Below are 25,707 nucleotides of genomic sequence, written 5' to 3'. Positions count from 1 at the left end.
GTGGCCGGTAGAGGAGTGCCCATGTCGAAAGTTCTTCAAGCTTTTGACCAGAATGTCGAGCGTTGGCTTCTTCTGGTTTTCTACGTGATGCTTGTTCTGACCATGTTCATTGAAGTGGTCCGCCGAGAAGTCTTCGCCTATTCGTCGATTTGGGGTGAGGAGATCGTAAGGTATTCGTTTATTTATCTGGCATGGATTGGTGCTGCCGCGGCGGTGAAGGAACGAGGGCACATCCGTATCGATGTGCTGATGGAATATGTCCGGCCCCGGACCAAGGCTCTGCTCTATATCCTCGGCGACCTTGTGATGGCAGGGGTGGCTCTCGTCGCGTTCTACTGGTCCTTCGAGACGGTGCTGGTGTCCGCAAAGTTCGGCTCCGTAACGCACGGTCTGCGGATTTCCCAGGTCTGGTTCCTTATGGCGGTCCCCTTCGGCTTCTCGCTGGTGCTGTTCCGCCTCGCCCAGTCCTTTCTTCGTGACATCCGCGATCTTCGTGACGGCAAGCCCGTCTACGAAGGCGACAAGCTGTTCGACTGAGGAGGGACCCCATGCTCTGGCAACAACTCCAACAGCAGACCGTCGAGCTTGGCTGGGACTTCTACGCGCCGGTTCTGATTTTCATCCTTCTCGTGGCTCTTGCAGTCCCCGTTTGGGCAGCCATCGGCGCCGCGGCAATCGCAATGCTGGTCATTTCCGGCGCCTTGCCGCTTTCGCTGGTCGGCGAGAGCCTGTTTCACGGGATCGACCACTTTGCGCTGACCGCCGTACCGCTCTTCATCCTGACCGGAGACGTGTTGGTTCGAACCGGTCTCAGCCGCAAGTTCCTGGATGTCGCCGAGGCGCTAACCTGCTGGGCAAAGGGGGGCTTCGGTTCCGCGACAGTCCTGGTGTGTGGCATGTTCGCGGCCATTTCCGGCTCGGATGCCGCCGGTGCCGCGGCCGTGGGCCGGATGACCATCGACCGGCTGGTCGAAAGCGGGTATCCGCGGCCCTACGCATGTGCTCTCGTGGCAGCAGGCGCCTGTACCGGAATCCTTATCCCGCCTTCAATAGCCTACATCATCATCGGTCTGGTACTCGGCATCTCGGCTTCAACCCTGTTTCTTGCGGCCGTCATCCCGGGCATCGCGATCCTCGTGTCAATCCTTGTCACCAACATCGTGATGAACCGCCTCTACGCCTACGAGGGCGGCGGCTTGATGACGTTCTCGGAATGGGCGGCGAATTTCGGACAGGCGCTGAAGTCCGGCTGGTACGCATTCATCGTCCCGGGGATCATCTTCTACGGCATTTTTTCCGGTCGCCTGACGCCAACCGAAGCGGGCGCCATTGCCGTCGTCGTGACGATCATCATGGGCTTTATCCTTGGCACACTGAAATTGGCGGACTTTCCGGCGATGCTGGTGAGTTCGGCAAAGGTCAATGGAGTGATCATTCCGATCATCGCGTTCTCTCTGCCGCTCGCCCAGGCGCTCGCCATCCTCGGCGTGCCTCAAGGATTTGTCTATGCGCTGACGTCCATCACGGAAGAGCCGGCAGTGCTGATTCTCATGATGATCCTGATTCTGATCGCCGCGGGCTGCGTGATGGAAACCACACCCAACATCGTGATCCTGGCACCGATCCTGAAGCCGCTGGCCGACAACATCGGCATGAACGAGATTCAGTTCTGCATCATGATGATCACCGCGCTCGGTGTCGGGTTCATCACGCCGCCCCTTGGCCTGAACCTGTTTGTTGTATCCGGCCTGACCGGTGAATCGATTCTCAAGATCGCGGTTCGTGCCGTCCCCTTCGTTCTCTTCATGCTCGGCGTAACCTTGCTGATTGCCTATGTCCCGGCGATCTCGACAACGCTGCTGCCTGAAATCTACAAATAGGATCTGCAATGTCAGTAGAGTATCTGAAAAAAGCGGTTCTCACCTCCAAGACCGATGCCTCCGAAACCACACGGATCGTTCAGGAGATCCTCGATACGATCGAGAGGGGGGGAGATGCGGCGGCTCTTGAATACGCAGCCAAATTCGACAAGTACGATGGCGAGATCATTCTGGGCAAAGAGGCAATCGAAGCCGCAAGCGCACAGGTGTCCGACAAGCTGAAACGCGATATCCAGTTCTCGCACGCGAACGTGAAGCGGTTTGCGGAAGCCCAGCGGCAGACCTGTCAGAACTTTGAAGTCGAGGTGGTCCCGGGACTGATTGCGGGGCAGAAGAGCATTCCGGTCAATTCGGCCGGCTGCTACATTCCGGGCGGTCGTTACAGTCATATTGCCAGTGCGATCATGACCGTGACGACGGCAAAGGTTGCCGGATGTCAGAACATTGTCGCGTGTTCTCCCCCGCGGCCGGCAGTTGGCATCAATCCGGCAATCATCTACGCGGCACATGTCTGTGGAGCCGACAGTATCGTCGCAATGGGCGGGGTCCAGGGCGTCGCGGCCATGACGTTCGGACTTTTCGGTTTGCCCAAGGCCAATATCCTCGTGGGTCCCGGCAATCAGTTTGTCGCCGAGGCCAAGCGGATCCTGTTCGGACGTGTCGGCATTGATATGTTTGCGGGACCTACCGACAGCCTGATCCTGGCCGACAGGTCCGCAGACGCGGAAGTCGTTGCTGCGGACCTCGTCGGCCAGGCGGAACACGGCTACAATTCTCCGGTCTGGCTGGTTACCGATACCCGTTCGCTTGCCGAGGAGGTGATGGCTCTTGTGCCGAAGCTCATCGACGATCTGCCGGAGGTCAACCGGGACAATGCCGCAGCCGCCTGGCGTGATTACGCCGAAGTGATCCTGTGCGACACCCGCGAGGAGATGGCGGCAACTTCGGATTTCTACGCCCCGGAGCATCTCACCGTCCAGGCCGAGAACCTCGATTGGTGGCTGGAGCGTCTTTCCTGCTACGGCTCGCTGTTCCTCGGGGAAGAGACGACCGTGGCCTTCGGCGACAAGGCTTCAGGCACCAACCACGTACTGCCAACCTCCGGGGCTGCCACCTACACCGGAGGTCTTTCGGTTCACAAGTTCATGAAGATTGTCACCTGGCAGAGGGCTACCAGGAATGGTGCAAAACCGATCGCCGAGGCGACCGCGCGCATTTCCCGCCTGGAGGGTATGGAAGGTCATGCGCGCACTGCAGACATCCGGCTACGCAAATATTTCCCCAGCGAGAATTTCGACCTGAGTGCGGAGGGGCTGGAGTAGGCCCATGACCGCTCTGTTCGATGTATCCGGCAAGACGGCCCTGGTGACCGGGGCCAGTTCGGGCCTTGGCCGCCGCGCAGCCTCGGTGCTGGCACGGGCTGGTGCCAATGTTGTCGGTATCGCCCGCCGGGCGGCGGATCTTGAAGATTGGCGGCAAGAGGCGGGCGGCCGCACGGCTGCCGTCTCGGCCGATCTGAGCGACCGCTCCGCGCTCGGACGGATCGCGCAAGAGGCCGCCACGCCCTTCGGGGCGCCGCACATCATTGTTCATGCCGCCGGGATCAACACCCGGGAACCCGCCGATGAGGTTACGGATGCGGGCTGGGACATCACGATGATGCTCAACCTGACCGTCCCCTTTTTTCTGAGCAAGGCCTTTGTCCCGGCCATGCGTGAGAACGGCTGGGGAAGGATCGTGAACTTTGCATCCCTGCAAACCACGCGCGCATTTCCAGGCGGGATCGCCTACGGCGCTTCCAAGGGCGGCATCGGACAACTGACACGGGCCATGGCGGAAGCCTGGTCCAGAGATGGTATCAACACGAACGCGATCGGCCCGGGTTTTTTTCCGACGGAGCTTACGGCCGCGGTGTTCGGCGACGAGGAACGGGCGCGGCGCAATGCGGCCCAGACCTGTATCGGCCGCAATGGTGCACTCGAAGACCTCGACGGCCCGCTCCTCTTCCTGTGCTCGTCCGCCTCGAACTACATCACCGGACAGGTGCTCATGGTCGACGGAGGGTTCACCGCAAAATGAAGGCCCTTGTCTACACCGGACCCGAGACCCAGGCCTACCGGGATGTTGCCGACCCTGTCCCTCTGGACGGGGAGGCCCTTATCAAGGTGGCGCATACAGGCATCTGCGGGTCCGACATGCATGCCTTTCTCGGGCATGATGAGCGGCGTCCGGCGCCTCTCGTTCTCGGTCACGAAGTAGCCGGAACCGTGCTTTCCGGCGCATTAAAGGGTCGGCGCGTTACCGTAAATCCGCTTGTGACCTGCGGCAGATGCACTGCCTGCATGTCTGATCAGGACAATCTTTGTCCGGATCGGCAGATCATTTCCATGCCACCACGCCCAGGCGGGTTCGCCGAATTCCTGTCGATGCCCGAAAGCAATCTGGTGACGATACCGGACCATGTTCGCGATGCCCAGGCGGCCCTGGCCGAACCGATTGCCTGCGGCTGGCACGCGGTGCGCCTCGCCAAGCGGGTCCTGAGCGAAAATCCGGCCGACGTGAAAGCGCTGGTCATCGGCGGCGGGGCGATCGGTCTGGGAACCGCGCTGTCCATGATGGCACAAGGTGTTTCTGACATCCGCCTTGTCGAGCCGAACCTGGAGCGTGCTCATTTCCTGACCGAAACCTGCGGCCTTGAAGTGTTGCCGCCGGACCAGGCACCTGCCGGCGGCCCTTACGGCCTGATTGTGGACGCTGTTGGCTACCAGGGGACACGGGCAACGGCTTCGGCACTGGTCAAACCGGGGGGAGTGATCGTGCATATCGGGCTGGGCGCCGCAGAGGGAGGCCTCGATATCCGCCGCATGACGCTGCAGGAAATCACCTTCATCGGGACGTACACCTACACCGCCGCGGACTTCCGCGACACCGCACAGGCCATGTTCGACGGCAGACTTGGAGCACTCGACTGGACTGAGACCCGGCCACTTTCCGACGGGCTGAGAGCGTTTGCCGACTTACGTGCCGGCAAAGTCGCAGCTCCCAAAATCTTGCTTACCCCAGACACTTGAGGAGACATTCATGTCTGAAATTCCCCATCTTCTCGTCCACGAACACGCCGACAATGTCGGTGTCGTGGTTGTGGAAGGCCTGACTGCCGGCACCGACATGCTGTGCTGCGTCACGCATGACAATTCCACATTTCGCCTGGCCGCGGGCGCCGATGTGCCGATCGGCCACAAGATTGCGCTCAAGGACCTGAGAGACGGCGACACGGCCATCAAGTACGGCGAGGACATCGGCAAGATCATCGCCGACATTCCCAAAGGCGCCCATGTCCACACTCACAATTGCAAAACCAAGCGCTGGTAAGGAACCGTCACCATGTCTTCCAAATATTCCAACATTACGGTCAAGGCCTACCGGCGCGAGAACGGGCGGGTCGGGGTTCGCAACCATGTTGTCATCCTGCCTGTCGACGATATCTCCAACGCTGCCTGTGAAGCGGTGGCGAACAATGTGAAGGGCACCCTCGCCATTCCGCATGCCTACGGCCGCCTGCAATTCGGCGAGGACCTCGATCTGCATTTCCGCACCATGATCGGCACGGGAGCAAATCCCAACGTCGCGGCAGTCGTCGTGATCGGCATCGAACCCGGCTGGACCAAACGGATCGCCGACGGCATCCGGAAGACCGGCAAGCCGGTCGCCGAGTTTTCCATCGAACAGAATGGTGACTTCGAGACCATCCGCCGGGCTTCCTGGGCTGCGAAGGACTTTGTGCACATCACTTCCGAAAACCAGCGCGAGGAATGCTCGATTTCCGAGCTCTGGGTTTCCACCAAATGCGGTGAGAGTGACACGACCACCGGTCTTGGCTCATGTCCGACTGTGGGCAACATGTACGACAAGCTGCTGCCTGAGGGCATCACCGGGTTCTTTGGTGAGACCTCCGAGATCACAGGCGCCGAACACATTTGTCAGAAGCGCGCGGTCAATGAGGAAGTCGGTGAGCGCTGGCACAAGATGTGGAAGGCCTATCAGGACGATGTCATCTTCGCCCACCAGACCGACGACCTTTCCGACAGTCAGCCGACCAAGGGCAATATCGAGGGCGGGCTGACCACAATCGAGGAAAAGGCGCTTGGCAATCTGGAAAAGATTGGCCGGACATCTCAATTCATCGACATTCTCGAACCGGCAGAAATGCCGAACTCCGGAAACGGACTCTATTTCATGGACTCGTCGTCGGCCGCCGCGGAATGCGTGACGCTGATGGCCGCGGGTGGAGCGGTGATCCATACATTTCCGACAGGACAGGGCAATGTGGTCGGCAACCCGATTGTCCCGGTCATCAAGATCACCGCAAACCCCCGAACGGTTCGCACCATGAGCGAGCATGTCGACGTTGACGTCTCGGGCATCCTGAGGCGCGAAATGACGATCGATGAGGCCGGCGACGAACTGATCGACATGATCCGCCGGACAGCCAGCGGCCGGAGCACGGCCGCCGAAGCCCTGGGCCATCGTGAGTTTTCCATGACCAAACTCTACCGCAGCGCGTGACGCAAATGAACGGGTGGCCGGACTTTCGGCCACCCGAACCAAAAGAGAACCTCATGGAACAGACGGAACGTGTCAGCCTTTCCGACGCTGAATTGCTGATCAAGTCGGCTTTTGTCGGTGTTGGTGTGCCCGACAATACGGCGCTCTCGGTCGCGGGCGCTCTGGTCGCAGCGGAAGCGGAAGGTCAGGTCGGGCACGGGTTTTCGCGGGTCGAGGATTATGTCGCCCAAGTGAGAAGCGGGAAGATCGCGGCAGGCGCCACCGTGACTTTCCAGGATGTCGGTCCGACCAATATTCTTGCCGATGCGGGCTTCGGGTTTGCTTATCCGGCACTCGACCAGGTGATTGAGCAAGGAGGGCTGCGTGCCCTCGAATTCGGGTGTGCGACAATGGGCGTCACACGTTCGCACCACTGTGGCGCCCTGTCCGTTCAGGTGGAAAAACTTGCCCGAAAAGGCCTGGTTGCAATTATGGTCGCAAATGCTCCGGCGGCCATGGCGCCCTTTGGAGCGAAAAAACCCGTATTCGGTACCAATCCAATCGCCTTTTCAGCACCGAGAGGGGATAAAGACCCGCTTGTCATCGACTTGTCTCTGTCGCGGGTCGCACGCGGGAAGGTCATGAACGCGCGCAAGGCAGGCCGAGCGATACCCGAAGGCTGGGCTTTGGACAGGCATGGCGATCCGACAACGGATGCCGAGGAGGCGTTGGCCGGCACCATGCTTCCTATTGGCGAGGCAAAGGGCACTGCGCTCGCCTTGATGGTGGAGATTCTCGCTTCCGTTATGACCGGCGCCGCCATGAGTACGGAAGCTTCGTCCTTTTTTACAGCCGACAGTGCACCGCCGGGGGTCGGCCAGTTTCTGATCGCGATCAGGCCAATGGACCAGCGGTTTGTCGAAAGGCTTGAAAGTCTTCTCGGTTTGATCGAGGCAATGGAGGGGGCACGGCTCCCCGGCACACGTCGCTCCGCCGCCATTCGCGAAGCCCGTGCCCACGGCATTGACGTGCCTGTGCGCTACATGAGCGCCGTTCGGAGGCTCGCTGATGGTCAAGCCTGAGATGCAGTCTCTGGACACTCCTGCGGTCCTGGCCTTGCTCGCGGATGGCCGCAGGATGCTGCCCGGACTGTTGGTTGCCGGCGTGATCGCGTTGGCCAGCCAGTTCATTGCCGAACATTACGGAGCGCCGGCGATGCTGCTTGCCCTTCTGATCGGTATCGCATTGAATTTTCTCTCCGAAGATCGGGTTTGCAAGCCTGGGATCGCGTTTGGTGGAAAGACCATGTTGCGGCTTGGCGTTGCGCTTCTGGGGCTGAGAATAAGCTTCGACATGGTGAACGCTCTGGGGCTGCCGGTCGTGCTTCTGGTCGCCAGCGGAACCCTGCTCACGATCGGCTTCGGGTTGGCCTTTGCGCGTTTTTTCGGCTTCGAGCTGCGTTTCGCCTTCTTGTCGGCGGGGTCTGTCGCAATCTGCGGAGCCTCTGCCGCCATGGCAATCGCAGCGGTATTGCCCAAGGATGAGCGTTCGGAAGACCAGCTGGTGTTTACCGTGGTCGGGGTCACCATTCTCTCCACGGTCGCGATGATCCTCTACCCGGTTCTCAGCCAGACCCTGGGCTTTACCGATCGAATGGCCGGGGTCTATCTCGGCGCCACGATCCATGATGTCGCCCAGGTCGTCGGTGCAGGCTTCTCCGTCTCGGAAGAGGCAGGCGAGACGGCAACGCTCGTCAAGCTCTTGAGGGTTGCCATGCTGGCACCCATTGTTCTTGTTGCGTTGACCGTTCTCAGGGCTTCGAACAGAAATGGCGAACCTGGGGCGTCTTCTCCACCTCTCATTCCGCTGTTTGTTGTCGGTTTCGTGGCCCTTGCAACGCTCAACTCACTGGTCAGCCTGCCGCCCTACGTAACTGAAACGGCCGCCTCCATTTCCCGTTGGCTTTTGCTGTTGGCCATCGCCGCGGTCGGACTGAAAACCGTACCGAAAGACCTCGTAAAGGTCGGCAAGAGGGCTGCTGCGTTTCTGGTCGCTCAGACTGTGTTTCTGGCAGTTGTGATCGCAACCGGTCAGTTGGTTGTCCTGCCTTATCTGAAAGGCGGCTCCTGAACCCCCATGAACTGCATGAGGTACCCAACCGATGTACAAGCACATCCTCATTCCCGTCGCGCTGGATCACGAATCCCTGATCTCCCGGAAACTGACCCTCTCCCGGCACCTTTTGTCTGAAGGGGGGCAGATCACCTTGCTGACAGTGCTGGAGAGCATTCCGGGGTTTGTCTCCGAGTTCGTCGACCTGAAGTTCGACAACCATCTGACCGAAAAAATCGGACGGAAACTGAGCGAAACCGTCGGCAACGCAAGCGATGTTTCCTGCAAGGTCGTGATTGGAAAGCCGGGGGTGCAAATTGCGCTTTTCGCCGAGGACAACGGCGTCGATCTGATCGTCGTGGGCTCGCATCATCCCTCGGCGCAGGACTACTTCCTGGGATCGACGGCCTCGCGTGTGGTGCGGCGAGCCGGCTGTTCCGTGTTCGTGGTTCGTGATTGAAACAATCCACTCCGGGAGCATGCCTCATGCCGAAAGAACAAGGTCGAAACACGGGTGTCGAATTGACGATAACCGTGGGACAGCGTGACGTCGAGGTAATCAAATCTGTCGCGTCCCATCTCCACGACATCAAGTTCAGGCGCGATCTTGAGAGACTGCTGGCTGTTGCGCAAGCGCGTGAAAAGAACGAAAGCCATCCAACAAGTGAGGCTCTTGCACCCTATTGAAAGCTTGCAGTCGAAAAGTGAAAATGGGCTTTGTGCAGCATTTGGAACTGGTTGAAAGTATATTGATTTTTGGTGTCATGCCGATTGGTATTGCACTGAGCGTGAAGTACTGGAACGCCGGAAGCTGGAGTTTTCCGGCTACTTTCACGGTGACGGACCGGGTATGCCAACGGGATTATGATTATGTAGGGCGATCGGGACATTGTATCCGATCGCAGAATGAGGACGATCCTCACTGTCGTGTCTACGCCAATCCTCCATGTTTTCGCGGGCATCCGCAAGCGTCAGGAACCAAGGGGCGTTCAAACTTTCCGCCCGGAACTTGCTGTTAAAGGCTGCGATGAAGCCGTTGTCGGTTGGCTTGCCGGGCCGCGAGAAGTCGAGCGTGACGCCAATTGCACAGGCCCACAGGTCAAGGTCACGGAAGATGAATTCGCTGCTGTTGTCCATCCTGATTGTCTTCGGGTAGCCAATCAGGCCGCACACCCGTTTCAAGGTCTGCACCACATCCTCGCCGCGATAGGTGAAACGTGGATCGGTCGCCGGACAGAGCCGTGAATGGGTCCCGACGATGGTCAGGATGCGCAGCTTTTTCCGTGGTGCCGGTTTCCTTGCCACGCACCCCAACCTTTAGGCGGCGTCGAGCATTGCAACGGTGTTTTCTCGTAAATGGCGAAATCCGCCTTGTATGGCACTTCGATCTCGAAAGGGGCGTCCGGGTCGGTCTGACAGGGGCTGCGCAAGCGTGACTTCAGCTCACGGTGACCGATTGCGTCGACAGGCCGACATCCAGGGTTAGCCGCCCCTCGTTCCACAGCCACCGGCGCAAGGAATAGCTCCGGGCGCCCGAGCTGTGCATCGGATCGGCCTCGGCAAGTTCGCGTGCTTCTTCCAGCGAGTTGGCACGGTAGACGACAAGACCGGCGCCGGACAGGAGCTGTCCCGACTCGTCCGAAAGCGGCCCGGCCTGAACGAGCCGGCCTTCACCTTCAAGTCTGCGCTGGTATTCGAGGTGGTCCGCAAGGACTGTTTCCGCAGATGTGCCGCCTTCCACCGGCAGGGACAGAACGACAAAGAGCTCGAGTGCGAGGGCGCCACGGGTTTTCGCTTCTCGCCTGTAGGTGTCCCAGTTCATCACATTGCCTCCAAAAATATCGATATTATTTGACATACGATAATTTTATCGGCAAAAGAAGAGAAAATCGGGAAGGGATGCATATGAAATTTCTGGTCGCTGCTTCGAACGGTTCAAGTTCCGTTTTCAAGATCGTGGGAGACCGTGCGTTCAACCTGACGGAAGCCATTCCCGGCATCGGGCCGGACCTGTCCGGGCTGGTCGCCTCGCAAGAGCTTGTGCACAAGGCGGATGCGTTTGCCGGGGAGGGAGCCGGTGTGGCGGTTTCGGAACTCGTTCCGGCGCTGCCGCTGGACGCGCCCGGCAAGATCCTGTGTCTCGGCCTGAACTACATCGAACACATCCGCGAAGGCGGCTACGAGGTGCCCGATTATCCCGCGATGTTCATGCGCACGCGTCAATCGATCATGGCGGCGGGCGAACCGATGATCCGCCCGAGCTGCTCCGAGAAACTGGACTATGAAGCCGAACTGATGCTGATCGTCGGCAAGGGCGGCCGTCATATCCGGGAAGAAAATGCCCTTTCCCATGTCTTTGGCTACACTGTTTTCAACGATGGGTCGGTGCGTGATTTCCAGCGCAAGACCCATCAGTGGATGCCGGGAAAGAACTTCGACGGGACCGGGGCCATCGGTCCGGTGGTCGTCACGCCGGAGGACCTTCCCGAAGGAGCCCGGAACCTGAAGATCGAGAGCCGGGTCGGCTCGGAAGTGCTGCAGAGTTCGAACACCAGCAACATGATCTGGTCGGTGGCGCAGACCATCGTCATCATGTCCGAGTTCACGACACTGGAACCTGGTGACCTCATTGCTCTCGGCACGCCGCCGGGCGTTGGTCACGCCAGGAAGCCAGATCCGCGCTGGCTTCGTCCGGGTGAGACGGTGGAGGTGGAGATCGAGGGCATAGGCATCTGCAGCAGTCCCATCGTCGATGAAGCCGACCTGAAGGCGCAGGCGGCCCAATGACCGGGATGGACCACAAGCGTGCAACTGCCCAGGCCGAGGTGCGTACCCTGCGCACGGCCAGGGCTTCGCTGGACGAGCTGTCGATCGACCTGATCCTGCGCGAGGCGCGCTCGCATTATGCCTGGACCGACCGTCCGGTGCCGGACGAGCTCCTTCGCAAGATCTACGAGATCACCATCGCCGGCCCCACAAGCATGAACACCTGCCCCGCCCGGTTCGTTTTCGTGCGGGAAGCCGATGCAAAGAAGCGGCTGGCGAAGGCCCTCAAGGCCAAGAACATCGACAAGATGATGTCGGCGCCGGTCACGGCGATCATCGCCTATGACCCGCAATTCTGGACCCAGCTGCCGTTTCTCTTTCCGCATGAGGATCGGCGCCCCTTTTTCGAAGGCAAGCCCGAGCATTGCGAGGCTACGGCGTTTCGCAATTCGACGCTGCAGGGAGCCTATTTCATGATCGCCGCCCGTGCCCTGGGGCTCGACGTCGGCGGCATGTCCGGGTTTTCCAACGAGATCGTGGATGCCGAGTTCCTGGCGGACAGCGGGTGGAAATCGAACTTTCTGTGCAACATCGGCTACGCCGACGAAAGCGCGCTGTTTCCGAAACTGCCGCGCTTCGCCTTCGAGGAGGTGTGTACCGTTCTGTGATGGGGTGCCGTGGGAGCGGTATCCGGGAGAACTCCGCGATGCGGGCACATATGTCCGTGGCGGTGATGCGCGTTGCGCAAGCAAATGGGAGGAATACATGAAACAGCTGTTGAAATGTGCCGCCGCAGGCATTGTCGTGGGCCTGTTTTCGGGCGGACAGGCTCTGGCGCAGGAAGTCATTGTCGCCAATGTCATTGACGGCTATCCGGCGCGCGCGATGTGGGTGCAGGAACTGACGAATTTCTTCATTCCGGAAGTCGACAAACGCCTCGCCGAAACCGGCAACTACAAGATCGACTGGCACGAAAGCTATGGCGGAACGGTCGTCAAGCCGAAGGGTGTCCTTGAAGGTGTCCAGCTGGGTCTCGGCGACATCGGGATTGTCACCACGATCTTCCACTCCTCCAAATTGCCCAGCCAGGCGATTTCGGCAGTCACGCCCTTCGTGTCGGCCGACGCCAGGGCGGTCGCCCGGGCCGTGGACGAAATCGCGCAGGAATACCCGGCAATGCGCGCCGAATTCGATGCCCAGAACCAGGTCTATCTGACCACCGGCGTTGTGCTCGATACCTATCAGCTCTATTCGCGCGAGAAGGTTGAAAAACTGGCCGATCTGGAAGGCGCCAAGATCGCCGGTGCGGGCATGAACCTGCGTTATGTGGAAGGCATCGAGGGCGCTGCCGGCGTACGCGGCGGCCTCACCGATTTCTACAACATGCTTCAGACCGGCCTGGTGGACCACGCCATGCTGTGGCCGGAAGCGGCAGCGACGTTCAAGATCTCCGAAGTCGCGCCCTACATGCTGGATGTCGATCTCGGTGCGGTGAACACCAAGACCCTGACCGTCAACAAGGACTACTGGGAAAAGCTTCCCGAGGAGGTTCGCACCGCGATCTCGGAAGCTGCTGTTGCCTACCGGGACCATCTTGCCGATCTGGCGATGGACCGGGCTGCGGCAAGCCATGAGGCCTATACGGCGGCCGGCGGCACGATCACCGAGTTGAGTGAGGACCAGCGCCGGGCATGGGTTGTCTCCATGCCGGACATCGCCGCCGAATGGGCCGCTGGCCTCGATGCGGAGGAGCAACCGGGCTCCGAAATGCTGCGCGCCTATCTTGCGAAGCTCGAGCAGGCCGGCAGCGTGTCGATGCGGGACTGGACCGCGGGGCTCGGCAATTGAACCGAGAGGCTGGACAGATGAAGGGGAGGGGGGCCGGGTGGCTCCCTTCCCTGCACCGCGCCCTGACGCGGACCGCAAACACGATCGCGCTCGGGGCGAATGCGGCGGGAACGCTTGTCGTCTTCCTGCTGGTTCTCGTCGTGAACTACGACATGCTTGCCCGCAGTCTTGCCAACAAGCCGCTCCACGGGACCATAGAACTGGTGCAGTTCGCCATGGTTCTGATCGTCTTCATGCAGCTTCCTGACGTCATCCGCGCCGGCAAGCTCACCCGCTCCGACGGTTTTCTCCTCCTTATGGAACAGACCCGGCCCCGGGTTGCCCGGATCCTAAGGCGGCTTGAAGATCTGCTGTCCTTCGCCGTCATGGCGCTGATCGCGGTGGCTTCTTTCCCGCTCTTTTTCGAAATGTGGGAAAGTCAGGACTATTTCGGAATTCCGGGGGTCTTCACGGCGCCCTGGTGGCCGATCAAGCTCACGGTGCTGGCCAGCTCGATCCTGTGTGCGGTGATCTTCGCCCTCAAGACGCTTGCGCCCAAAAACAAAGAGGCCCCATGACGCCCATCGAGATCGGCGCGCTATCGGTCATAGCCATCGTGGTTCTGATCTATCTCGGCGTCTATATTCCCATTGCCCTGACAGCGGTCTCCTTCGTGTCGATCTGGTTGATGCGGGACAATTTCACCCTCGCGCTGAATCTCCTGAAGATCGCCATCGGCGAAAGCGCGATGGAATACACCTTTGCCACCGTACCGCTTTTCACCTTCATGGGACTGGTGGTGTCGAAGGCGGGGCTCGGAACCGATATCTATACCGTGATGAGCTCCGCGTTCAGATCCGTTCGCGGCGGCATCGGCATGGCGACGGTCGGCGCGAATGCAGCCTTTGCGGCCGTGACCGGCAGTTCGATCGCTTCCGCTTCGGTGTTCGCCCGTGTCGCCGTGCCGGAGATGCTGAAATACGACTACAGTCCGCGCTTTGCCGTTGGAGTGGTGGCCGGGTCGTCGGTGCTCGGCATGATCATTCCGCCGTCGGCGATGCTGATCATCTATTCCTTCGTCGCGGAACAGTCGGTCGGCCAGATGTTCATCGCCGGTGTCATTCCGGGCCTGATGCTCGCGGTGGCCTATGTTGTGGCCATCTTCCTCATGGGCCGGTTCACCCCCGGGTTTGTCGGAGGCAGACCGGCGGAGGACTACAAACCGCTGGGCTGGGTCGAGGTCGTCAGGCTGACCCTGCCCATGGTGATGCTGATCGTGACCGTCATCGGAGGTATTTACCTCGGCTGGATGACACCGGTGGAAGCGGGAGCGGCCGGTGCGCTTCTCGGGCTTGTCATCGCGGTTGTCCGCAGGTCGATGTCCTGGCGCGGTCTGTGGGAGACGCTGATCGAAACCGGGCATATCACCGCCGCCATCCTCTTTCTGATCACCGCCGCGTCGATCTACAGCAGAATGCTGGGTCTCGCGGGTCTGCCGCACGAACTGGACCGCATTCTGACCGCGGGCGATTTCGGCTTCATTACGGTCATGGCGCTCTACCTGGCCCTGATGCTGTTCCTGGGCACGATTCTGGACACCTCGTCGATCATCCTGATCGTGGTGCCACTGTTCCTGCCCCTGATCGAGCCGATGGGGATGGACCTCGTCTGGTTCGGGATCATCACGGTGATCGGCGCCGAGATCGGTCTTCTGACGCCTCCGCTCGGAATTTCGTGTTTCGTCATCAAGGCAACGCTCGACGATGACCGGATCACGCTGAAGGATGTCTTTCTCGGGGCGCTTCCCTTCGCCGGTGTCATGCTGGCCGTTCTGATCGTCCTGATCGCCTTTCCCTCTCTCACTCTCGTATTGCTGTAGTAGGTGCCCGATGAGAAATGTTACGCCTGAAAACATCACTGAGGTCTTTGCCGGCTATTTCGGAAAAGACACCGATCCGCGCTTCCGAGAAGTGATGACCGCCTTTGCCCGGCATCTACATGCATTTGTCCGCGAGGTGGATCTGACCCACGCCGAATGGCGTGCCGGTCTCGAAGCGGTGGAGTGGGCCGGACGGATCACCACGCCCGAACGGAACGAATTCGTCCTGTTGTCGGACGTGCTCGGCCTGTCCTCGCTGGTCGACATGATCAACTCCCATCCCGTTGCGACCAACTCGAGCGTGCTCGGACCCTTCCATGTCTCCAACCCGCCGCCCATTGCCATCGGCGAGGACATGAAGGGCGACTTCGAGGGGGAGGTGCTTCTGGTGCAGGGCCGGGTGCGGGACCTTGACGGCAAACCGGTTCCGGGCGCCACTCTGGACATCTGGCAGACCGCGCCGAACGGGCTGTATTCCAGCCAGGACCCGGATCAGGACATCATGTCCTTCCACGGTCTGATGACCGCGGACGAAACCGGCCACTACGCCTTCACCACCGTGCGTCCGGTCAGCTACACGGTCCCCACCGACGGGCCGGTCGGTCAGATCCTGAATGCCGCCGGTCGGCATCCCTGGCGCCCGTCGCATCTGCATTTCATCATCAAGGCCGAAGGCTTTCGTCCCCTCGTGACCGAGGTCTTTCCTGATGACGATCCCTATCTGGACGAGGATACGGTCTTCGGCGTGCGGGAGGATCTGGTCATGCACTACGAGGCCCAGCCGGCCGGAACCTTTCCGGATGGCTTTGCGCTTTCAGGCAAGGTCGAGGGACCATGGTCGAAGGTCGATTTCGACTTCACCCTGGTCGGGGCGTAACGCGCGTCCTGCCGGTTTTCCGGTGTGCGGCTGCATGAATGAATATCAAATGGTTTGAGTTGAGCTGATCTTCATCAGGGAACGAACGCGGGAAATCCGGTTTTTTCAGGGCCTTCGCAACACTCTAGGACCCCGGGACCTCGGACAACTGGCGCAGGAATTCTCCCGTCTGCTGGTAGTGACTGAGCAGCCGGCTGGAGGCCAGGTCGGCATCGCGCGCCACCGCGGCTTCCAGGATTTCGCGGTGCTCCCCGGGAACGTCACGGCTGCCGTAGTTCTGCGAGCGGCCCGCAAGATACCGGTAGCGGACGTTCAGGTCGTAAAGCTGGCTGCAGTAGCGCAGCAGGATCGGTGAGGCGCAGTTCGCGAGCATGGCCATGTGAAAGGTCTTGTGAAGGTCCTCGAAGACCGGGATGTCGGCCGGGTCGACCCTCGCCATGCGGTGATGGGCAAGGACGATGGTTTCCTCCCAGGCGTCATCGGCATGGGCGATGCTTTGTCTGAGGGCCATGTCCTCCAGCGCACAGCGCAGCATCAGGATCTCGCTGAAATTCTGATGGCTGACGGGAGCGGCGCGAAAGCCACGCTGATCGAGCCGCTCGACAAGCTGGTCCGAAACCAGAAGGCTCAGCGCTTCGCGAATGGGCGAAGCGCCGGTCTCAAGACGTTCCTTGAGATTCTCGATCTTGAGTTTCTCGCCCGGGCGCAGTTCCCCGGTCACGATCATCTGGCGAAGCGCGGAATAGGCAGTTTGCGTGGCCGAGATGATCGATGACTGGGCGACTGTGTCCATTTTGAAATTGTCCTGAAAAATCCTGAGGCTGGAAGCCTCGGCACACCATATTCACCGGGTCCGGTGTTCGCAAGCGGCAGCCCCAAACGCGGAGTCCTGCAACTGGGTTGCCCACAGTCAGGACCGTTGGCGGGGAGGGATGCCTCGCCTGCTGTCTTCCATGACAGCCGGGATGGTTTTCAGATCGAATGACATTGTATGGATCCTCCTTATGGCGAAACCATAACAACGACATTTTTATCTTACAATAATTAATATCGATATTCTAGAGAGGGGATACCGTCTGTCTTTCCACGGTCGCTGCTGTGCCCGGCAGTCGCCGCCGGGCCGCGCCGTTCCGGCCTTCATTACGGGGCCGTGACCTGACGGTCCTGTTCCATCATGCGCTCGACATGTTTTGCCGTCAGCCGCAGGGTCGCTTCCACTTTGGGGCGGATCTCCCTGAAGCGGGTCGAGGGTACGGGAACGGAGATCGAGTGAATGTCTCCGGACCAGTCCCGGAAGGCGAACCCGATGGCCGAGATGCCGCGGGTGTGTTCATCCAGATCGTAGGCCAGGCCGGTTTTTCGGACCTCTGCCAGCGTCTCCATGAACACGGACAGGTCGCGCTTGATACCCTGGCGGTTCCATTCCGTGAGAGCCAGTTCCCGGGCCGTGGTGTCGTCAAGCAGGGCAAGGCAGGCGAGGCCGTTGGCTGTGGTCGTCAGGGGAAATGCTTCTCCTACCGAGGATACGGTGCGCAGCCGGTGGGTTCCGGGCACCTGGTCGAGAAAGATCATCGCCGGTCCGCGCAGCACGGAAAGATCCGCCGTTTCTCCCGTCGCCTGGGAGAGTTCCGTAAGATGAAGCCGGCAGCATTCGACGATGTTGTAGCGGGCAGCTTCGGCCAGCGCACTCAGCTCCGGACCCAGCCGGAGCTTGCCGCCGTTGGCGCCGGAAATCACCAGCCGTTCCTTCTGCAACGCGCCGACAATGCGCTGCACGGTCGATCGCGGCAGGCTGACCGCTTCGGCGATCTGGCCGAGGCTCATGCCCGATTGGTCCTCTTTCAGGGACCTCAGGATTTTGGCTGCCCGTTCAATGACCTGAATGCCGTTACGGCCTCGGTCTGGCTCTGTGCCGGGGGTGGTTTCTTCTTCGCTCATGATGTGACAGGCCGGTTCTTTTTTGGGTCCGCAGGGATGGGGTTGACCCACCATACGGTACAAATGGCCTGAGAAGCAAATAATTATTGACTGCTATGCGGTGCATATGTACCATAATGCGAAACAGTACCGTTGATATCTGTCACTAGAAAACACTGTCATCAGCATGCAACACCGCTTCGGCGGTGCAGGGAGGAGTATTGCGAAATGGTTGAAATCCGCGGCATCGAATTCCAGGCCAATACCGACAACGACATGGGACTGGAATTCTATAACCTGAGCCATCGCTTCGGGTACCAGTGCCCCAACTGGCCGTATTTCCGCGACGTTCAGATCGAGCGCATGCACTACATGGCCAAATCCGGCGTGTTGAGCCAGACGATCACCACGACAATGCATGTGACCACCCACATCGACGCCCCTGCGCATGTGGTGCAGGGAACGCCGTTCATCGACGAAGTGCCGCTGCCGCATTTCTTCGGCTCGGGTCTTGTCGTGTCCATTCCCAAGAAGAAATGGGAGCAGATCACTGCGGACGACCTGGAAAAGGCCTGCGGTCACGCGATCAGAAAGAACGACGTCCTGATCATCAACACCGGCTGGCACAAGGTCTACGACGACGGTGACTATTTCCCCTACTGCCCGGGCCTGGTGCCTTCCGCTGCTGACTGGATTGTCGAAAAGGGTGTGAAGGTGGTCGGCCACGATACGCAGGCCAACGATCACCCGCTGGCAACCGCCATCGGTCCGCACCGCAACGGCCCGCTGCTGCCGCACCTGGCCGACGAATACAAGGAATGGTCCGGCGGTGTTGCCTGGGACGAAGCGTTCCCGGAGTGGGAGCCGGTGCACAACAAGCTGTTTTCCAACGGAATTCTCGGAATCGAGAATGTTGGCGGCGATCTCGATGCGGTCTCCGGCAAGCGCTGCACCTTTGCCTTCTTCCCTTGGAACTGGGACCGCGGTGACGGCTGCATCATCCGTCTCGTCGCCATGATCGACAAGGGACAGAAATACCGGATTGAGGCCGGCGAAAAATTCTGAGCCGCTGCCGCCTGAACGGCGGTTTCAAATGAACTTGCGATCCACGGGAGGGGAACGCAATGCATATCAAGCGTTTCGAAGACGCTCAGGCCTATGAGGCCCCCAATCACTGGGGTGTCCACGGGCTCCGCTTGCAGGGTTTCGAAGACGGAGGACCGACCAACCAGTGGGTCGGCTTCTCCCAGTTCCTGCCCGGCGGAGGCGCCGGGCCGGATTCAACACCCTTTGAAAAAGTCTATGTCGTGCTTGAAGGCGAAATGACCATCGAGTGGGACGGTGGCTGCGAAGTCCTGCGCGCCATGGACAGTTGCACCATTCCGCCCGGAGTGGTGCGACGGATCGAGAACAGATCGAACCACGTCTGCAAGATGCTGGTCGTCGTACCCTACCCGCCGGAGACAACCTGATGACGGCCAGCTGGACCAATCCCCTCGGTCTCTTCGATGTGTCGGGCAAGGTGGCCCTGATCACCGGCGCTTCCGGCGCATTCGGCGCGGTTGCCGCCAGGGCGCTTGCCGGGGCCGGCTGCAAGCTGGTGCTCGCGGCGGGCAACGAGTCGGCTCTGCAGGCGGTCGTGGCCGATTGCGAGGCTCTCGGCGCCGAAGTCGCGTCGCTCAGCATACGTCCGTCCGACGAAGCGGCATGCGATCAACTGGTCGGTCTCGCGGTTGAACGCTTCGGCTCGCTGGACGTGCTGGTCGTGGCGTCCGGCATGAACAAGGTCGCCAAGATCGACACCCTGACTCCGGCCGATTTCGAAAATGTCATGAATGCCAACGTCACCCAGTCCTGGCTGCTGGCGCGAGCCGCTGCACGGCAGATGAAGACGCAGTCGGACGGCGGCAAGATCGTGCTGGTTTCGTCCGCGCGCGGACTGCTGGGGCACCCGGCAGGATATACGGCCTATTGCGCCTCCAAGGCGGCGGTCGACGGCATCACCAAGGCGCTCGGTTGCGAGCTTGGCGAAGACAATATCACGGTCAATGCCATCGCGCCGACAGTGTTCCGCTCACCGCTGACGGCCTGGATGTTCGAGGACAACGAAAAGGCCAAAGGCTTCCGGGACGGATTTCTCGCCCGCGTGCCGAAGGGGCGTCTTGGTGAACCGGAGGACCTGATCGGTCCCCTGCTGTTCCTCGCCTCGCGCGCCTCCGATTTCTACACCGGGCATATCCTTTATGCCGACGGCGGATACACGGCGGGCTGATGATGGCAGGGTCACGCAACATTGCTGTTCTGGGGGCCGGCCTTATGGGGCACGGCATCGCCCTGACCTTTGCCCGGGCAGGCCATGGCGTGCGGGTCTACGATCCGTCCTCTGCCGGTCTGGACTCCCTGCACGAACGGGTGTCGTCAAGTCTCGGCGCGATGGGCTCCGAGACGCGGGAGATAGACGAGACCGTTGTGCGCATTACGCCGGATCCGGAGGTCGCCACCTGTGTCGCAGGTGCGGATTTCGTGTTCGAGGCCGCGCCGGAAAAGCCCGACCTGAAACGCACCCTCTTCAGGGAAGTCGAACGGTTCGCTTCGTCAGGCGCGATCCTTGCGTCCAACACGTCCGTCATTCCGATCACGACCATCGTGTCCGATCTGGAAGACAAGACAAGGGCGCTGGGGACGCACTGGTGGAACCCGCCGCACATGATACCCCTGGTCGAGGTCATCCGCACCGAATGGACAGCGGAAACCGCGGTCGAAGAGACGGTCGGCATGCTGTCGTCCGTCGGAAAAACGCCGGTCCGTGTCGAGAAGGACGTTGCCGGGTTCATCGGCAACCGCCTGCAGCACGCAATGTGGCGGGAAGCCATCTATCTGGTCGAGAGCGGGGTCTGTTCCGCGGAAGCCGTCGATCAGGTGGTCAATGCCAGTTTCGGACGCCGTCTTTCGGTGCTCGGGCCGCTGGCGAACGCCGATCTCGTCGGCACCGATCTGACACTCGATATCCATGAAAACGTTCTGGCCGACCTGGATAACCGGCCAACCCCCTCGCCCTATCTGCGCGATCTGGTCACGGCCGGGAAGCTCGGCATGAAAAGCGGTGAGGGATTCATGAGCTGGACGCCGGAGGCAATGGAGGAAGTCCGCCAGCGTGTAGCCACTCATCTGCGGAGGCTGGAGACGATTCTGCCCGACTGAAAGCCTGCCGTACCAAGCGCATCTGGGAGGAAGACCATGACGCAGTTTTGGAAGACAGAAGGTATCAATCGCCGTACGTTCCTGACCGGGGCCTCGGTCGGGTTGGCGGCACCCGCCATCCTGACCCGCACCCGCGCCTATGCGGCCGACCCGGTCATCAAGATCGGTCATGTAAGCCCGCGCACAGGTCCGCTGGCCGGTTTCGCCGAGGCTGATGACTATGTCATTGAAGGCGTCAGAAAGGCGCTGGCCGGTGGAATTGCAAACAACGGCAGGACCTATCAGGTCGAGATCATCTCCAAGGACAGCCAGTCCAACCCCAACCGCGCGGCGGAAGTGGCGTCGGAGCTGATCCTCGGTGACGAGGTGGACATCATCGTCGCCGCCTCGACCCCGGACACGACCAATCCGGTGTCGGACCAGGCGGAACTGAACGAAGTTCCCTGCATCACCACCGATTGTCCATGGCAGCCCTATTTCTTCGGCCGCAACGGTGATCCGGCGACCGGCTTCGATTTCACCTACCACTTCTTCTGGGGACTTGAGGATGTCATCAAGGCATTCCTCGGCATGTGGGAGGAAAGCGGCGTAGAGCGCAAGGTCGGCGGTCTGTTTCCCAATGACGCCGACGGCAACGCCTGGGGCGATGAGATCCACGGCTTCCCGCCGGCTCTGATCGGCAGCGGCTTCGAACTGACGGACCCGGGCCGGTATCAGCCGCTCACCGATGATTTCTCGTCGCAGATTTCGGCTTTCAAGGCCGCCGGTTGCGAGATCGTCACGGGCAACATGATCTCGCCCGACTTCGCCACCTTCTGGTCGCAGGCGGCGCAACAGGGTTTTGCTCCCAAGGTCGCCACGCTCGGCAAGGCGTTGCTGTTCCCCTCGTTCATTGAATCCCTGGGAGACCGCGGCGACGGCTTGACCTCGGAAATCTGGTGGACGCCGGACCATCCGTTCTCCTCGTCTCTGACCGGCATGTCGGCAAAGCAGCTGGCCGACGGTTACACAGCCGCCTCCGGACGTCCGTGGACCCAGCCGATCGGCTTCAAGCACGCGTTGTTCGAGGTGACCACCGACGTGATCCGCCGCAGTGCTGATCTGGATGATCCGAACGCGATCCTGGAAGCGGTCGCGGCCACGGATCTGCCGACGGTCGTCGGCCACGTGAACTGGAACTTCGGTCCGGTCAAGAATGTCTCCAAGACACCTCTGGTCGCCGGCCAGTGGCAGAAGGGGGCCAACGGCATGGAGCTGGTGATTACATCCAATCACAGCGCTCCGGAGATCCCCACGACGGGCACGTTGAAGCTCCTCGGCTAACAGGACAAGACGCACGGCCAGCCGCCGTGCGTCTCCAGGTCACATATCAAGGCGCGGATTTGAATGACTGCAGTTCTGGAACTCAAGGGCGTTTCCAAGTCCTATGGCGCGATCACCGTTGCCGATGAGCTGAGCTTTCAACTCGGCCATGGCGAGGCTCTCGGCGTGATCGGGCCGAACGGTGCGGGCAAGACATCCATGTTCAACCTGATCACCGGCACCATTCCCGCCGACCGGGGGCAGATCCTGCTGAAAGAGCGCGATGTCACCCGCCAGAGTGCCGCCCGGCGCTGCCGAGCAGGCATTGCCAGGTCATTTCAGATCCCGCAGCCGTTTTCGGCGATGACGGTGTTTGAAAACACCCTGATGGCGGACACCCATGGTACCCGGAACACGCTCGCGTCCGCCAACGCCCATTGCCTTGAGGTGCTCGAGCTGACCGGCCTCATCGACAAGGCCAATGAACCGGCCGGCAGCCTGACCCTGCTGGGGCGCAAGCGGCTGGAGCTGGCCCGAGCCCTTTGTGCGCGGCCCCAGGTGCTTCTCCTCGATGAAATCGCCGGGGGGCTGACGGAAAAGGAATGTCATGACCTGGTCTCGACCATCAACACCATCCGCGGGACCGGATTGTCGCTCATCTGGATCGAACACATCGTCCATGCGCTGCTGTCTGTCGTCGACCGGCTGATCGTCATCGATTTCGGCAAGAAGATCGCCGATGGCGATCCGAAGGAGACCATGTCCAGCCAGGCGGTCGAGGAAATCTACATGGGAGTGATTGCCGATGGCTGATGCAGTCCTCTCCACCCGGTCTCTCGAAGCCTGCTACGGAGATTTCCAGGCGCTTTTCGGGGTGTCGATCGACGTCTATCCCGAAGATGTCATCGCCATCATCGGCGCCAACGGGGCCGGCAAGACCACCTTGATGCGGTCGATCACGGGCCTTCTCGTCAACAAGCCGCAGATGGTGACCTGGAAAGGTCAGGCTATCGGCGCCCTGAGGGCGGATCAGATCGCCCGTCTGGGGATCGCGATGGTGCCGGAAGGCCGCCAGCTGTTTCAGTCCCTGTCCGTGGAGGAAAACCTGATCATCGGCGGACAAGTGGGGCGCAAGGGCGCCTGGTCTCTCGGCAAGGTCTATGAGCTGTTTCCGGTCCTCAAGGAGCGCCGGAACGTCCCGGCGACCTCTCTTTCCGGCGGGCAGCAGCAAATGGTGTCGATCGGACGGGCGCTCATGTCCAATCCGGACATCCTGTTGTTCGACGAGATCAGTCTCGGCCTCGCTCCCATCATCATCAAGTCCATCTACGAAGCGCTGCCGACCATCATCGGCGAGGGCATGAGCGCGATCATCGTGGAACAGGACATCGTCAAGGCGGTGAGTGTGTCGAGCCGGGTCTATTGCCTGCAGGAAGGCCGGGTCTCGCTCGAGGGACGGCCGCAGGACCTGACCCGCGACGCCATCAGCGCCGCCTATTTCGGAGTTTGAGATGGATTGGGTCAACGCCATTGTTCAGGGAATTCTGCTCGGCGGGTTATACGCGCTGTTCGCGGCCGGCCTGTCGCTGATTTTCGGTGTGATGCGGCTGGTCAACATCGCCCATGGCGACTTTATCGTGCTTGCCGCGTTTCTCGGACTGACGATCACCTCCACGCTTGGCCTGTCGCCCCTTGTGGCGCTGGCGCTGGTCGTCCCGGTGATGGCGGCCATCGGCTATGTGCTTCAGCGTGGCATCCTTAATCGCACTCTCGGCGAAGACATCCTGCCGCCGCTCATGGTGACCTTCGGGCTATCGGTAATCATCCAGAACGGCCTTCTGGAAATCTACAGCGCCGATCCGCAGAAAATGAGTGCCGGCTCTCTTGAAACGGCCAGCCTGTCATTGCCCGGCGATCTCAATGTCGGGGTCCTGCCGATCCTGATGTTTGTCGTGGCGGTGGCCGTCATCGCCGGTCTGCAATGGATCTTCTATCGCTCTTCCCTCGGTCGGGCCTTCCGTGCGGTGTCCGACAATCAGGACATCGCCCAGCTCATGGGCCTGAACAAGGCCCATGTCTTCGGGATGGCCATGGCGTTGTCCCTGGCGGTGGTCGGCATCGCCGGCGTGTTTCTCGGCATCCGCACGAGTTTCGACCCCTCCATCGGACCCGGCCGCCTGATCTTCGGCTTCGAGGCGGTGATCATCGGCGGTCTCGGCAATCTGTGGGGCACGCTGGTTGGCGGCATCATTCTGGGTGTCAGCCAGAATATCGGTGCCCAGATCAATCCGGGGTGGCAGCTGCTTGCCGGCCACCTCGCTTTCCTCTTCGTGCTCGCTGTCCGCCCGCGTGGCCTGTTTCCCAGGATCGACTGATGACAACCGAACACACATATTCGATTTCACGATCCTCGAAGGCCAGCCTGATCGCAGCGGCTCTCGGGCTGCTGGTGCTGGTGGTTCTGGCCGCGGCGCCGCTGTGGGCCGGACGTGCCGACATGCGGCTTCTCAGCGAGGTGTTTCTCTATCTGTCCCTGGCGTGCCTGTGGAACCTGCTCGCCGGTTATGCGGGGCTGGTCTCGGTCGGCCAGCAGGCGTTTGTCGGTTTCGGCGGTTACATGCTGTTTGCCCTGGCGATGTTTGCCGGCGTCTCACCGCTCGCAGCCATTCCGCTGGCCGGAATTCTGGGCGCGCTGGTGGCTGTTCCTGTCGCCCTGCTGATCTTCCGTCTGCGCGGCGCCTATTTCGCGATAGGCACATGGGTGATTGCCGAGGTTTTCCGCCTGTCCTTTGCCCAGATATCCGCGCTTGGCGGCGGGTCGGGAACCAGTTTGCCGGTCGCCCTGGTGAGATCGATCGCCTCCAACCGGTCGATGCGCGAGGCGACCACATACTGGATGGCGCTGGGCATGGCCGTTCTGGTGCTGGTGGTGATCTATGCGCTCTTGCGCTCGCGCAAAGGACTGGCCCTGACCGCCATCCGCGACAGTGAACTGGCCTCGCAGAGCTTCGGTATCGATATCTGGTGGCACAAGTTTGCCGTCTATCTCATCACGGCCGGCCTGACGGCGATGACCGGCGCGCTGATTTTCCTGCAAAAGCTGCGGATCTCGCCGGATGCCGCCTTCAACGTCAATGACTGGACGGCCTTTGTGATCTTCATCGTCGTGATCGGCGGCATCGGCACCCTGGAGGGGCCGATCCTCGGCGTGATCGTATTCTTTCTGCTTCGTGAAACCCTGGCCGATCTCGGCTCCACCTATCTGCTGATCCTCGGTGCCGTGGCGATTGTGGTGATGCTCAAGGCCCCGAAAGGGCTCTGGGGAATGCTCAAGGAGCGCACCGGCCTGGAACTGTTCCCGCTGTCGCGGCGCGTGGTGAAAAACAAGACTTGAAAAGGGA

Annotated in this window: 29 protein-coding genes and 1 pseudogene; 26 read left to right on the top strand and 4 right to left on the bottom strand. The window is 60.7% G+C overall.

What is annotated here, in order from left to right; all coding sequences use genetic code 11:
• Positions 1-21 precede the first annotated feature (21 nt).
• The 11 genes from OA90_RS00240 to OA90_RS00190 are packed head-to-tail and all read left to right on the top strand — an operon-like array spanning position 22 to position 9,224.
• On the top strand, positions 22-537 hold the full coding sequence (locus OA90_RS00240; protein ID WP_068405347.1) for a TRAP transporter small permease: 516 nt from the start codon (positions 22-24) through the stop codon (positions 535-537).
• An 11-nt stretch (positions 538-548) separates the two neighbouring features.
• Positions 549-1,880 carry a TRAP transporter large permease gene (locus OA90_RS00235; protein WP_068405344.1) on the top strand — a complete coding sequence of 444 codons (1,332 nt, stop codon included), beginning with the start codon at positions 549-551 and terminating at the stop codon, positions 1,878-1,880.
• Positions 1,881-1,888: 8 nt separating this feature from the next.
• Entirely contained in the window at positions 1,889-3,202 is a 1,314-nt protein-coding gene (gene hisD / locus OA90_RS00230; protein ID WP_068405341.1) for a histidinol dehydrogenase, read from the top strand.
• A gap of 4 nt (positions 3,203-3,206) precedes the next feature.
• Positions 3,207-3,959 (top strand): SDR family oxidoreductase, encoded by a 753-nt coding sequence (locus OA90_RS00225; protein WP_068405338.1) that lies wholly within the window; start codon positions 3,207-3,209, stop codon positions 3,957-3,959.
• Positions 3,956-4,951 (top strand): alcohol dehydrogenase catalytic domain-containing protein, encoded by a 996-nt coding sequence (locus OA90_RS00220; RefSeq protein ID WP_068405336.1) that lies wholly within the window; start codon positions 3,956-3,958, stop codon positions 4,949-4,951. Before OA90_RS00225 ends, OA90_RS00220 begins: the two co-directional genes overlap by 4 nt.
• A gap of 10 nt (positions 4,952-4,961) precedes the next feature.
• Complete coding sequence (locus tag OA90_RS00215) at positions 4,962-5,252, top strand: UxaA family hydrolase (RefSeq protein WP_068405333.1); 291 nt, start codon at positions 4,962-4,964, stop codon at positions 5,250-5,252.
• Positions 5,253-5,264: 12 nt separating this feature from the next.
• Positions 5,265-6,446 (top strand): UxaA family hydrolase, encoded by a 1,182-nt coding sequence (locus OA90_RS00210; protein WP_068405331.1) that lies wholly within the window; start codon positions 5,265-5,267, stop codon positions 6,444-6,446.
• 53 nt (positions 6,447-6,499) lie between these two features.
• The gene (locus OA90_RS00205; RefSeq protein WP_068405328.1) at positions 6,500-7,507 is read left to right on the top strand and encodes an Ldh family oxidoreductase; all 1,008 of its coding nucleotides are present in this window, start codon (positions 6,500-6,502) and stop codon (positions 7,505-7,507) included.
• Complete coding sequence (locus tag OA90_RS00200; RefSeq protein ID WP_244274502.1) at positions 7,494-8,555, top strand: putative sulfate exporter family transporter; 1,062 nt, start codon at positions 7,494-7,496, stop codon at positions 8,553-8,555. The genes OA90_RS00205 and OA90_RS00200 overlap by 14 nt, the downstream gene beginning before the upstream one ends.
• A gap of 31 nt (positions 8,556-8,586) precedes the next feature.
• Positions 8,587-8,997 carry a universal stress protein gene (locus OA90_RS00195; RefSeq protein WP_068405325.1) on the top strand — a complete coding sequence of 137 codons (411 nt, stop codon included), beginning with the start codon at positions 8,587-8,589 and terminating at the stop codon, positions 8,995-8,997.
• A gap of 26 nt (positions 8,998-9,023) precedes the next feature.
• Positions 9,024-9,224: a hypothetical protein gene (locus tag OA90_RS00190; protein WP_068405321.1), complete on the top strand. Its 201-nt coding sequence runs from the start codon at positions 9,024-9,026 to the stop codon at positions 9,222-9,224.
• A gap of 144 nt (positions 9,225-9,368) precedes the next feature.
• Here OA90_RS00190 and OA90_RS00185 read toward each other — a convergent pair.
• Together OA90_RS00185 and OA90_RS00180 are read right to left on the bottom strand one after the other, a co-directional pair.
• Positions 9,369-9,818 (bottom strand): annotated as a pseudogene (locus OA90_RS00185) (integrase core domain-containing protein); the annotation flags it as partial.
• A 157-nt stretch (positions 9,819-9,975) separates the two neighbouring features.
• Positions 9,976-10,359, bottom strand: a complete 384-nt coding sequence (locus OA90_RS00180) for a YciI family protein (protein ID WP_068405316.1) — start codon at positions 10,357-10,359, stop codon at positions 9,976-9,978.
• Positions 10,360-10,442: 83 nt separating this feature from the next.
• Here OA90_RS00180 and OA90_RS00175 point away from each other — a divergent pair, with 83 nt between their 5' ends.
• From OA90_RS00175 to OA90_RS00150, 6 genes are all read left to right on the top strand, one after another.
• The gene (locus OA90_RS00175) at positions 10,443-11,324 is read left to right on the top strand and encodes a fumarylacetoacetate hydrolase family protein (protein WP_068406512.1); all 882 of its coding nucleotides are present in this window, start codon (positions 10,443-10,445) and stop codon (positions 11,322-11,324) included.
• A gap of 5 nt (positions 11,325-11,329) precedes the next feature.
• On the top strand, positions 11,330-11,971 hold the full coding sequence (locus tag OA90_RS00170; protein ID WP_068406510.1) for a malonic semialdehyde reductase: 642 nt from the start codon (positions 11,330-11,332) through the stop codon (positions 11,969-11,971).
• Between the two features lie 97 nt (positions 11,972-12,068).
• Positions 12,069-13,151 carry a C4-dicarboxylate TRAP transporter substrate-binding protein gene (locus OA90_RS00165; protein ID WP_082836756.1) on the top strand — a complete coding sequence of 361 codons (1,083 nt, stop codon included), beginning with the start codon at positions 12,069-12,071 and terminating at the stop codon, positions 13,149-13,151.
• 17 nt (positions 13,152-13,168) lie between these two features.
• The gene (locus tag OA90_RS00160) at positions 13,169-13,708 is read left to right on the top strand and encodes a TRAP transporter small permease (protein ID WP_068405313.1); all 540 of its coding nucleotides are present in this window, start codon (positions 13,169-13,171) and stop codon (positions 13,706-13,708) included.
• Positions 13,705-15,009: a TRAP transporter large permease gene (locus tag OA90_RS00155; protein ID WP_068405310.1), complete on the top strand. Its 1,305-nt coding sequence runs from the start codon at positions 13,705-13,707 to the stop codon at positions 15,007-15,009. The genes OA90_RS00160 and OA90_RS00155 overlap by 4 nt, the downstream gene beginning before the upstream one ends.
• Positions 15,010-15,019: 10 nt before the next feature.
• Positions 15,020-15,886: a dioxygenase gene (locus OA90_RS00150; protein ID WP_068405307.1), complete on the top strand. Its 867-nt coding sequence runs from the start codon at positions 15,020-15,022 to the stop codon at positions 15,884-15,886.
• A 124-nt stretch (positions 15,887-16,010) separates the two neighbouring features.
• Here the strand turns inward: OA90_RS00150 and OA90_RS00145 are convergent, their stop codons facing one another.
• Both OA90_RS00145 and OA90_RS00140 read right to left on the bottom strand, forming a co-directional pair.
• Positions 16,011-16,679, bottom strand: coding sequence for a GntR family transcriptional regulator (locus tag OA90_RS00145; protein WP_068405304.1), 669 nt, complete (start codon positions 16,677-16,679; stop codon positions 16,011-16,013).
• A gap of 347 nt (positions 16,680-17,026) precedes the next feature.
• A complete protein-coding gene (locus OA90_RS00140) occupies positions 17,027-17,824 on the bottom strand; it encodes an IclR family transcriptional regulator (protein WP_068405301.1) in 798 nt (265 codons plus the stop codon).
• Between the two features lie 207 nt (positions 17,825-18,031).
• On the opposite strand from OA90_RS00140, the gene OA90_RS00135 reads away from it, so the two are divergent.
• The 9 genes from OA90_RS00135 (at position 18,032) to OA90_RS00095 (ending at position 25,700) form a co-directional block, all read left to right on the top strand.
• Positions 18,032-18,868 carry a cyclase family protein gene (locus tag OA90_RS00135; RefSeq protein WP_068405298.1) on the top strand — a complete coding sequence of 279 codons (837 nt, stop codon included), beginning with the start codon at positions 18,032-18,034 and terminating at the stop codon, positions 18,866-18,868.
• A gap of 59 nt (positions 18,869-18,927) precedes the next feature.
• Complete coding sequence (locus OA90_RS00130) at positions 18,928-19,275, top strand: cupin domain-containing protein (protein ID WP_068405295.1); 348 nt, start codon at positions 18,928-18,930, stop codon at positions 19,273-19,275.
• On the top strand, positions 19,275-20,075 hold the full coding sequence (locus OA90_RS00125; RefSeq protein WP_068405292.1) for an SDR family oxidoreductase: 801 nt from the start codon (positions 19,275-19,277) through the stop codon (positions 20,073-20,075). The genes OA90_RS00130 and OA90_RS00125 overlap by 1 nt, the downstream gene beginning before the upstream one ends.
• Positions 20,075-21,004, top strand: coding sequence for a 3-hydroxyacyl-CoA dehydrogenase family protein (locus OA90_RS00120; RefSeq protein ID WP_208985929.1), 930 nt, complete (start codon positions 20,075-20,077; stop codon positions 21,002-21,004). The genes OA90_RS00125 and OA90_RS00120 overlap by 1 nt, the downstream gene beginning before the upstream one ends.
• Positions 21,005-21,040: 36 nt before the next feature.
• Positions 21,041-22,327 carry an ABC transporter substrate-binding protein gene (locus OA90_RS00115; protein ID WP_068405290.1) on the top strand — a complete coding sequence of 429 codons (1,287 nt, stop codon included), beginning with the start codon at positions 21,041-21,043 and terminating at the stop codon, positions 22,325-22,327.
• A gap of 63 nt (positions 22,328-22,390) precedes the next feature.
• Positions 22,391-23,119 (top strand): ABC transporter ATP-binding protein, encoded by a 729-nt coding sequence (locus OA90_RS00110; protein WP_068405287.1) that lies wholly within the window; start codon positions 22,391-22,393, stop codon positions 23,117-23,119.
• The gene (locus OA90_RS00105) at positions 23,112-23,816 is read left to right on the top strand and encodes an ABC transporter ATP-binding protein (protein WP_068405284.1); all 705 of its coding nucleotides are present in this window, start codon (positions 23,112-23,114) and stop codon (positions 23,814-23,816) included. Before OA90_RS00110 ends, OA90_RS00105 begins: the two co-directional genes overlap by 8 nt.
• 1 nt (position 23,817) lies before the next feature.
• The gene (locus tag OA90_RS00100; protein ID WP_068405281.1) at positions 23,818-24,681 is read left to right on the top strand and encodes a branched-chain amino acid ABC transporter permease; all 864 of its coding nucleotides are present in this window, start codon (positions 23,818-23,820) and stop codon (positions 24,679-24,681) included.
• A complete protein-coding gene (locus OA90_RS00095; RefSeq protein ID WP_068405278.1) occupies positions 24,681-25,700 on the top strand; it encodes a branched-chain amino acid ABC transporter permease in 1,020 nt (339 codons plus the stop codon). The genes OA90_RS00100 and OA90_RS00095 overlap by 1 nt, the downstream gene beginning before the upstream one ends.
• The last annotated feature ends 7 nt before the right edge of the window (positions 25,701-25,707 follow it).

Source organism: Labrenzia sp. OB1 (genome assembly GCF_001624695.1).
Classification (GTDB): domain Bacteria; phylum Pseudomonadota; class Alphaproteobacteria; order Rhizobiales; family Stappiaceae; genus Roseibium.
This window is presented reverse-complemented; position numbering and strand designations above follow the sequence as displayed.

Bases quoted from the DNA above. Each gene is read 5' to 3' on its own strand.
- OA90_RS00240 (WP_068405347.1), top strand. From the start codon at position 22: ATGTCGAAAGTTCTTCAAGCTTTTGACCAGAATGTCGAGCGTTGGCTT.
- OA90_RS00235 (WP_068405344.1), top strand. From the start codon at position 549: ATGCTCTGGCAACAACTCCAACAGCAGACCGTCGAGCTTGGCTGGGAC.
- hisD (WP_068405341.1), top strand. From the start codon at position 1,889: ATGTCAGTAGAGTATCTGAAAAAAGCGGTTCTCACCTCCAAGACCGAT.
- OA90_RS00225 (WP_068405338.1), top strand. From the start codon at position 3,207: ATGACCGCTCTGTTCGATGTATCCGGCAAGACGGCCCTGGTGACCGGG.
- OA90_RS00220 (WP_068405336.1), top strand. From the start codon at position 3,956: ATGAAGGCCCTTGTCTACACCGGACCCGAGACCCAGGCCTACCGGGAT.
- OA90_RS00215 (WP_068405333.1), top strand. From the start codon at position 4,962: ATGTCTGAAATTCCCCATCTTCTCGTCCACGAACACGCCGACAATGTC.
- OA90_RS00210 (WP_068405331.1), top strand. From the start codon at position 5,265: ATGTCTTCCAAATATTCCAACATTACGGTCAAGGCCTACCGGCGCGAG.
- OA90_RS00205 (WP_068405328.1), top strand. From the start codon at position 6,500: ATGGAACAGACGGAACGTGTCAGCCTTTCCGACGCTGAATTGCTGATC.
- OA90_RS00200 (WP_244274502.1), top strand. From the start codon at position 7,494: ATGGTCAAGCCTGAGATGCAGTCTCTGGACACTCCTGCGGTCCTGGCC.
- OA90_RS00195 (WP_068405325.1), top strand. From the start codon at position 8,587: ATGTACAAGCACATCCTCATTCCCGTCGCGCTGGATCACGAATCCCTG.
- OA90_RS00190 (WP_068405321.1), top strand. From the start codon at position 9,024: ATGCCGAAAGAACAAGGTCGAAACACGGGTGTCGAATTGACGATAACC.
- OA90_RS00180 (WP_068405316.1), bottom strand. From the start codon at position 10,359: ATGAACTGGGACACCTACAGGCGAGAAGCGAAAACCCGTGGCGCCCTC.
- OA90_RS00175 (WP_068406512.1), top strand. From the start codon at position 10,443: ATGAAATTTCTGGTCGCTGCTTCGAACGGTTCAAGTTCCGTTTTCAAG.
- OA90_RS00170 (WP_068406510.1), top strand. From the start codon at position 11,330: ATGGACCACAAGCGTGCAACTGCCCAGGCCGAGGTGCGTACCCTGCGC.
- OA90_RS00165 (WP_082836756.1), top strand. From the start codon at position 12,069: ATGAAACAGCTGTTGAAATGTGCCGCCGCAGGCATTGTCGTGGGCCTG.
- OA90_RS00160 (WP_068405313.1), top strand. From the start codon at position 13,169: ATGAAGGGGAGGGGGGCCGGGTGGCTCCCTTCCCTGCACCGCGCCCTG.
- OA90_RS00155 (WP_068405310.1), top strand. From the start codon at position 13,705: ATGACGCCCATCGAGATCGGCGCGCTATCGGTCATAGCCATCGTGGTT.
- OA90_RS00150 (WP_068405307.1), top strand. From the start codon at position 15,020: ATGAGAAATGTTACGCCTGAAAACATCACTGAGGTCTTTGCCGGCTAT.
- OA90_RS00145 (WP_068405304.1), bottom strand. From the start codon at position 16,679: ATGGACACAGTCGCCCAGTCATCGATCATCTCGGCCACGCAAACTGCC.
- OA90_RS00140 (WP_068405301.1), bottom strand. From the start codon at position 17,824: ATGAGCGAAGAAGAAACCACCCCCGGCACAGAGCCAGACCGAGGCCGT.
- OA90_RS00135 (WP_068405298.1), top strand. From the start codon at position 18,032: ATGGTTGAAATCCGCGGCATCGAATTCCAGGCCAATACCGACAACGAC.
- OA90_RS00130 (WP_068405295.1), top strand. From the start codon at position 18,928: ATGCATATCAAGCGTTTCGAAGACGCTCAGGCCTATGAGGCCCCCAAT.
- OA90_RS00125 (WP_068405292.1), top strand. From the start codon at position 19,275: ATGACGGCCAGCTGGACCAATCCCCTCGGTCTCTTCGATGTGTCGGGC.
- OA90_RS00120 (WP_208985929.1), top strand. From the start codon at position 20,075: ATGATGGCAGGGTCACGCAACATTGCTGTTCTGGGGGCCGGCCTTATG.
- OA90_RS00115 (WP_068405290.1), top strand. From the start codon at position 21,041: ATGACGCAGTTTTGGAAGACAGAAGGTATCAATCGCCGTACGTTCCTG.
- OA90_RS00110 (WP_068405287.1), top strand. From the start codon at position 22,391: ATGACTGCAGTTCTGGAACTCAAGGGCGTTTCCAAGTCCTATGGCGCG.
- OA90_RS00105 (WP_068405284.1), top strand. From the start codon at position 23,112: ATGGCTGATGCAGTCCTCTCCACCCGGTCTCTCGAAGCCTGCTACGGA.
- OA90_RS00100 (WP_068405281.1), top strand. From the start codon at position 23,818: ATGGATTGGGTCAACGCCATTGTTCAGGGAATTCTGCTCGGCGGGTTA.
- OA90_RS00095 (WP_068405278.1), top strand. From the start codon at position 24,681: ATGACAACCGAACACACATATTCGATTTCACGATCCTCGAAGGCCAGC.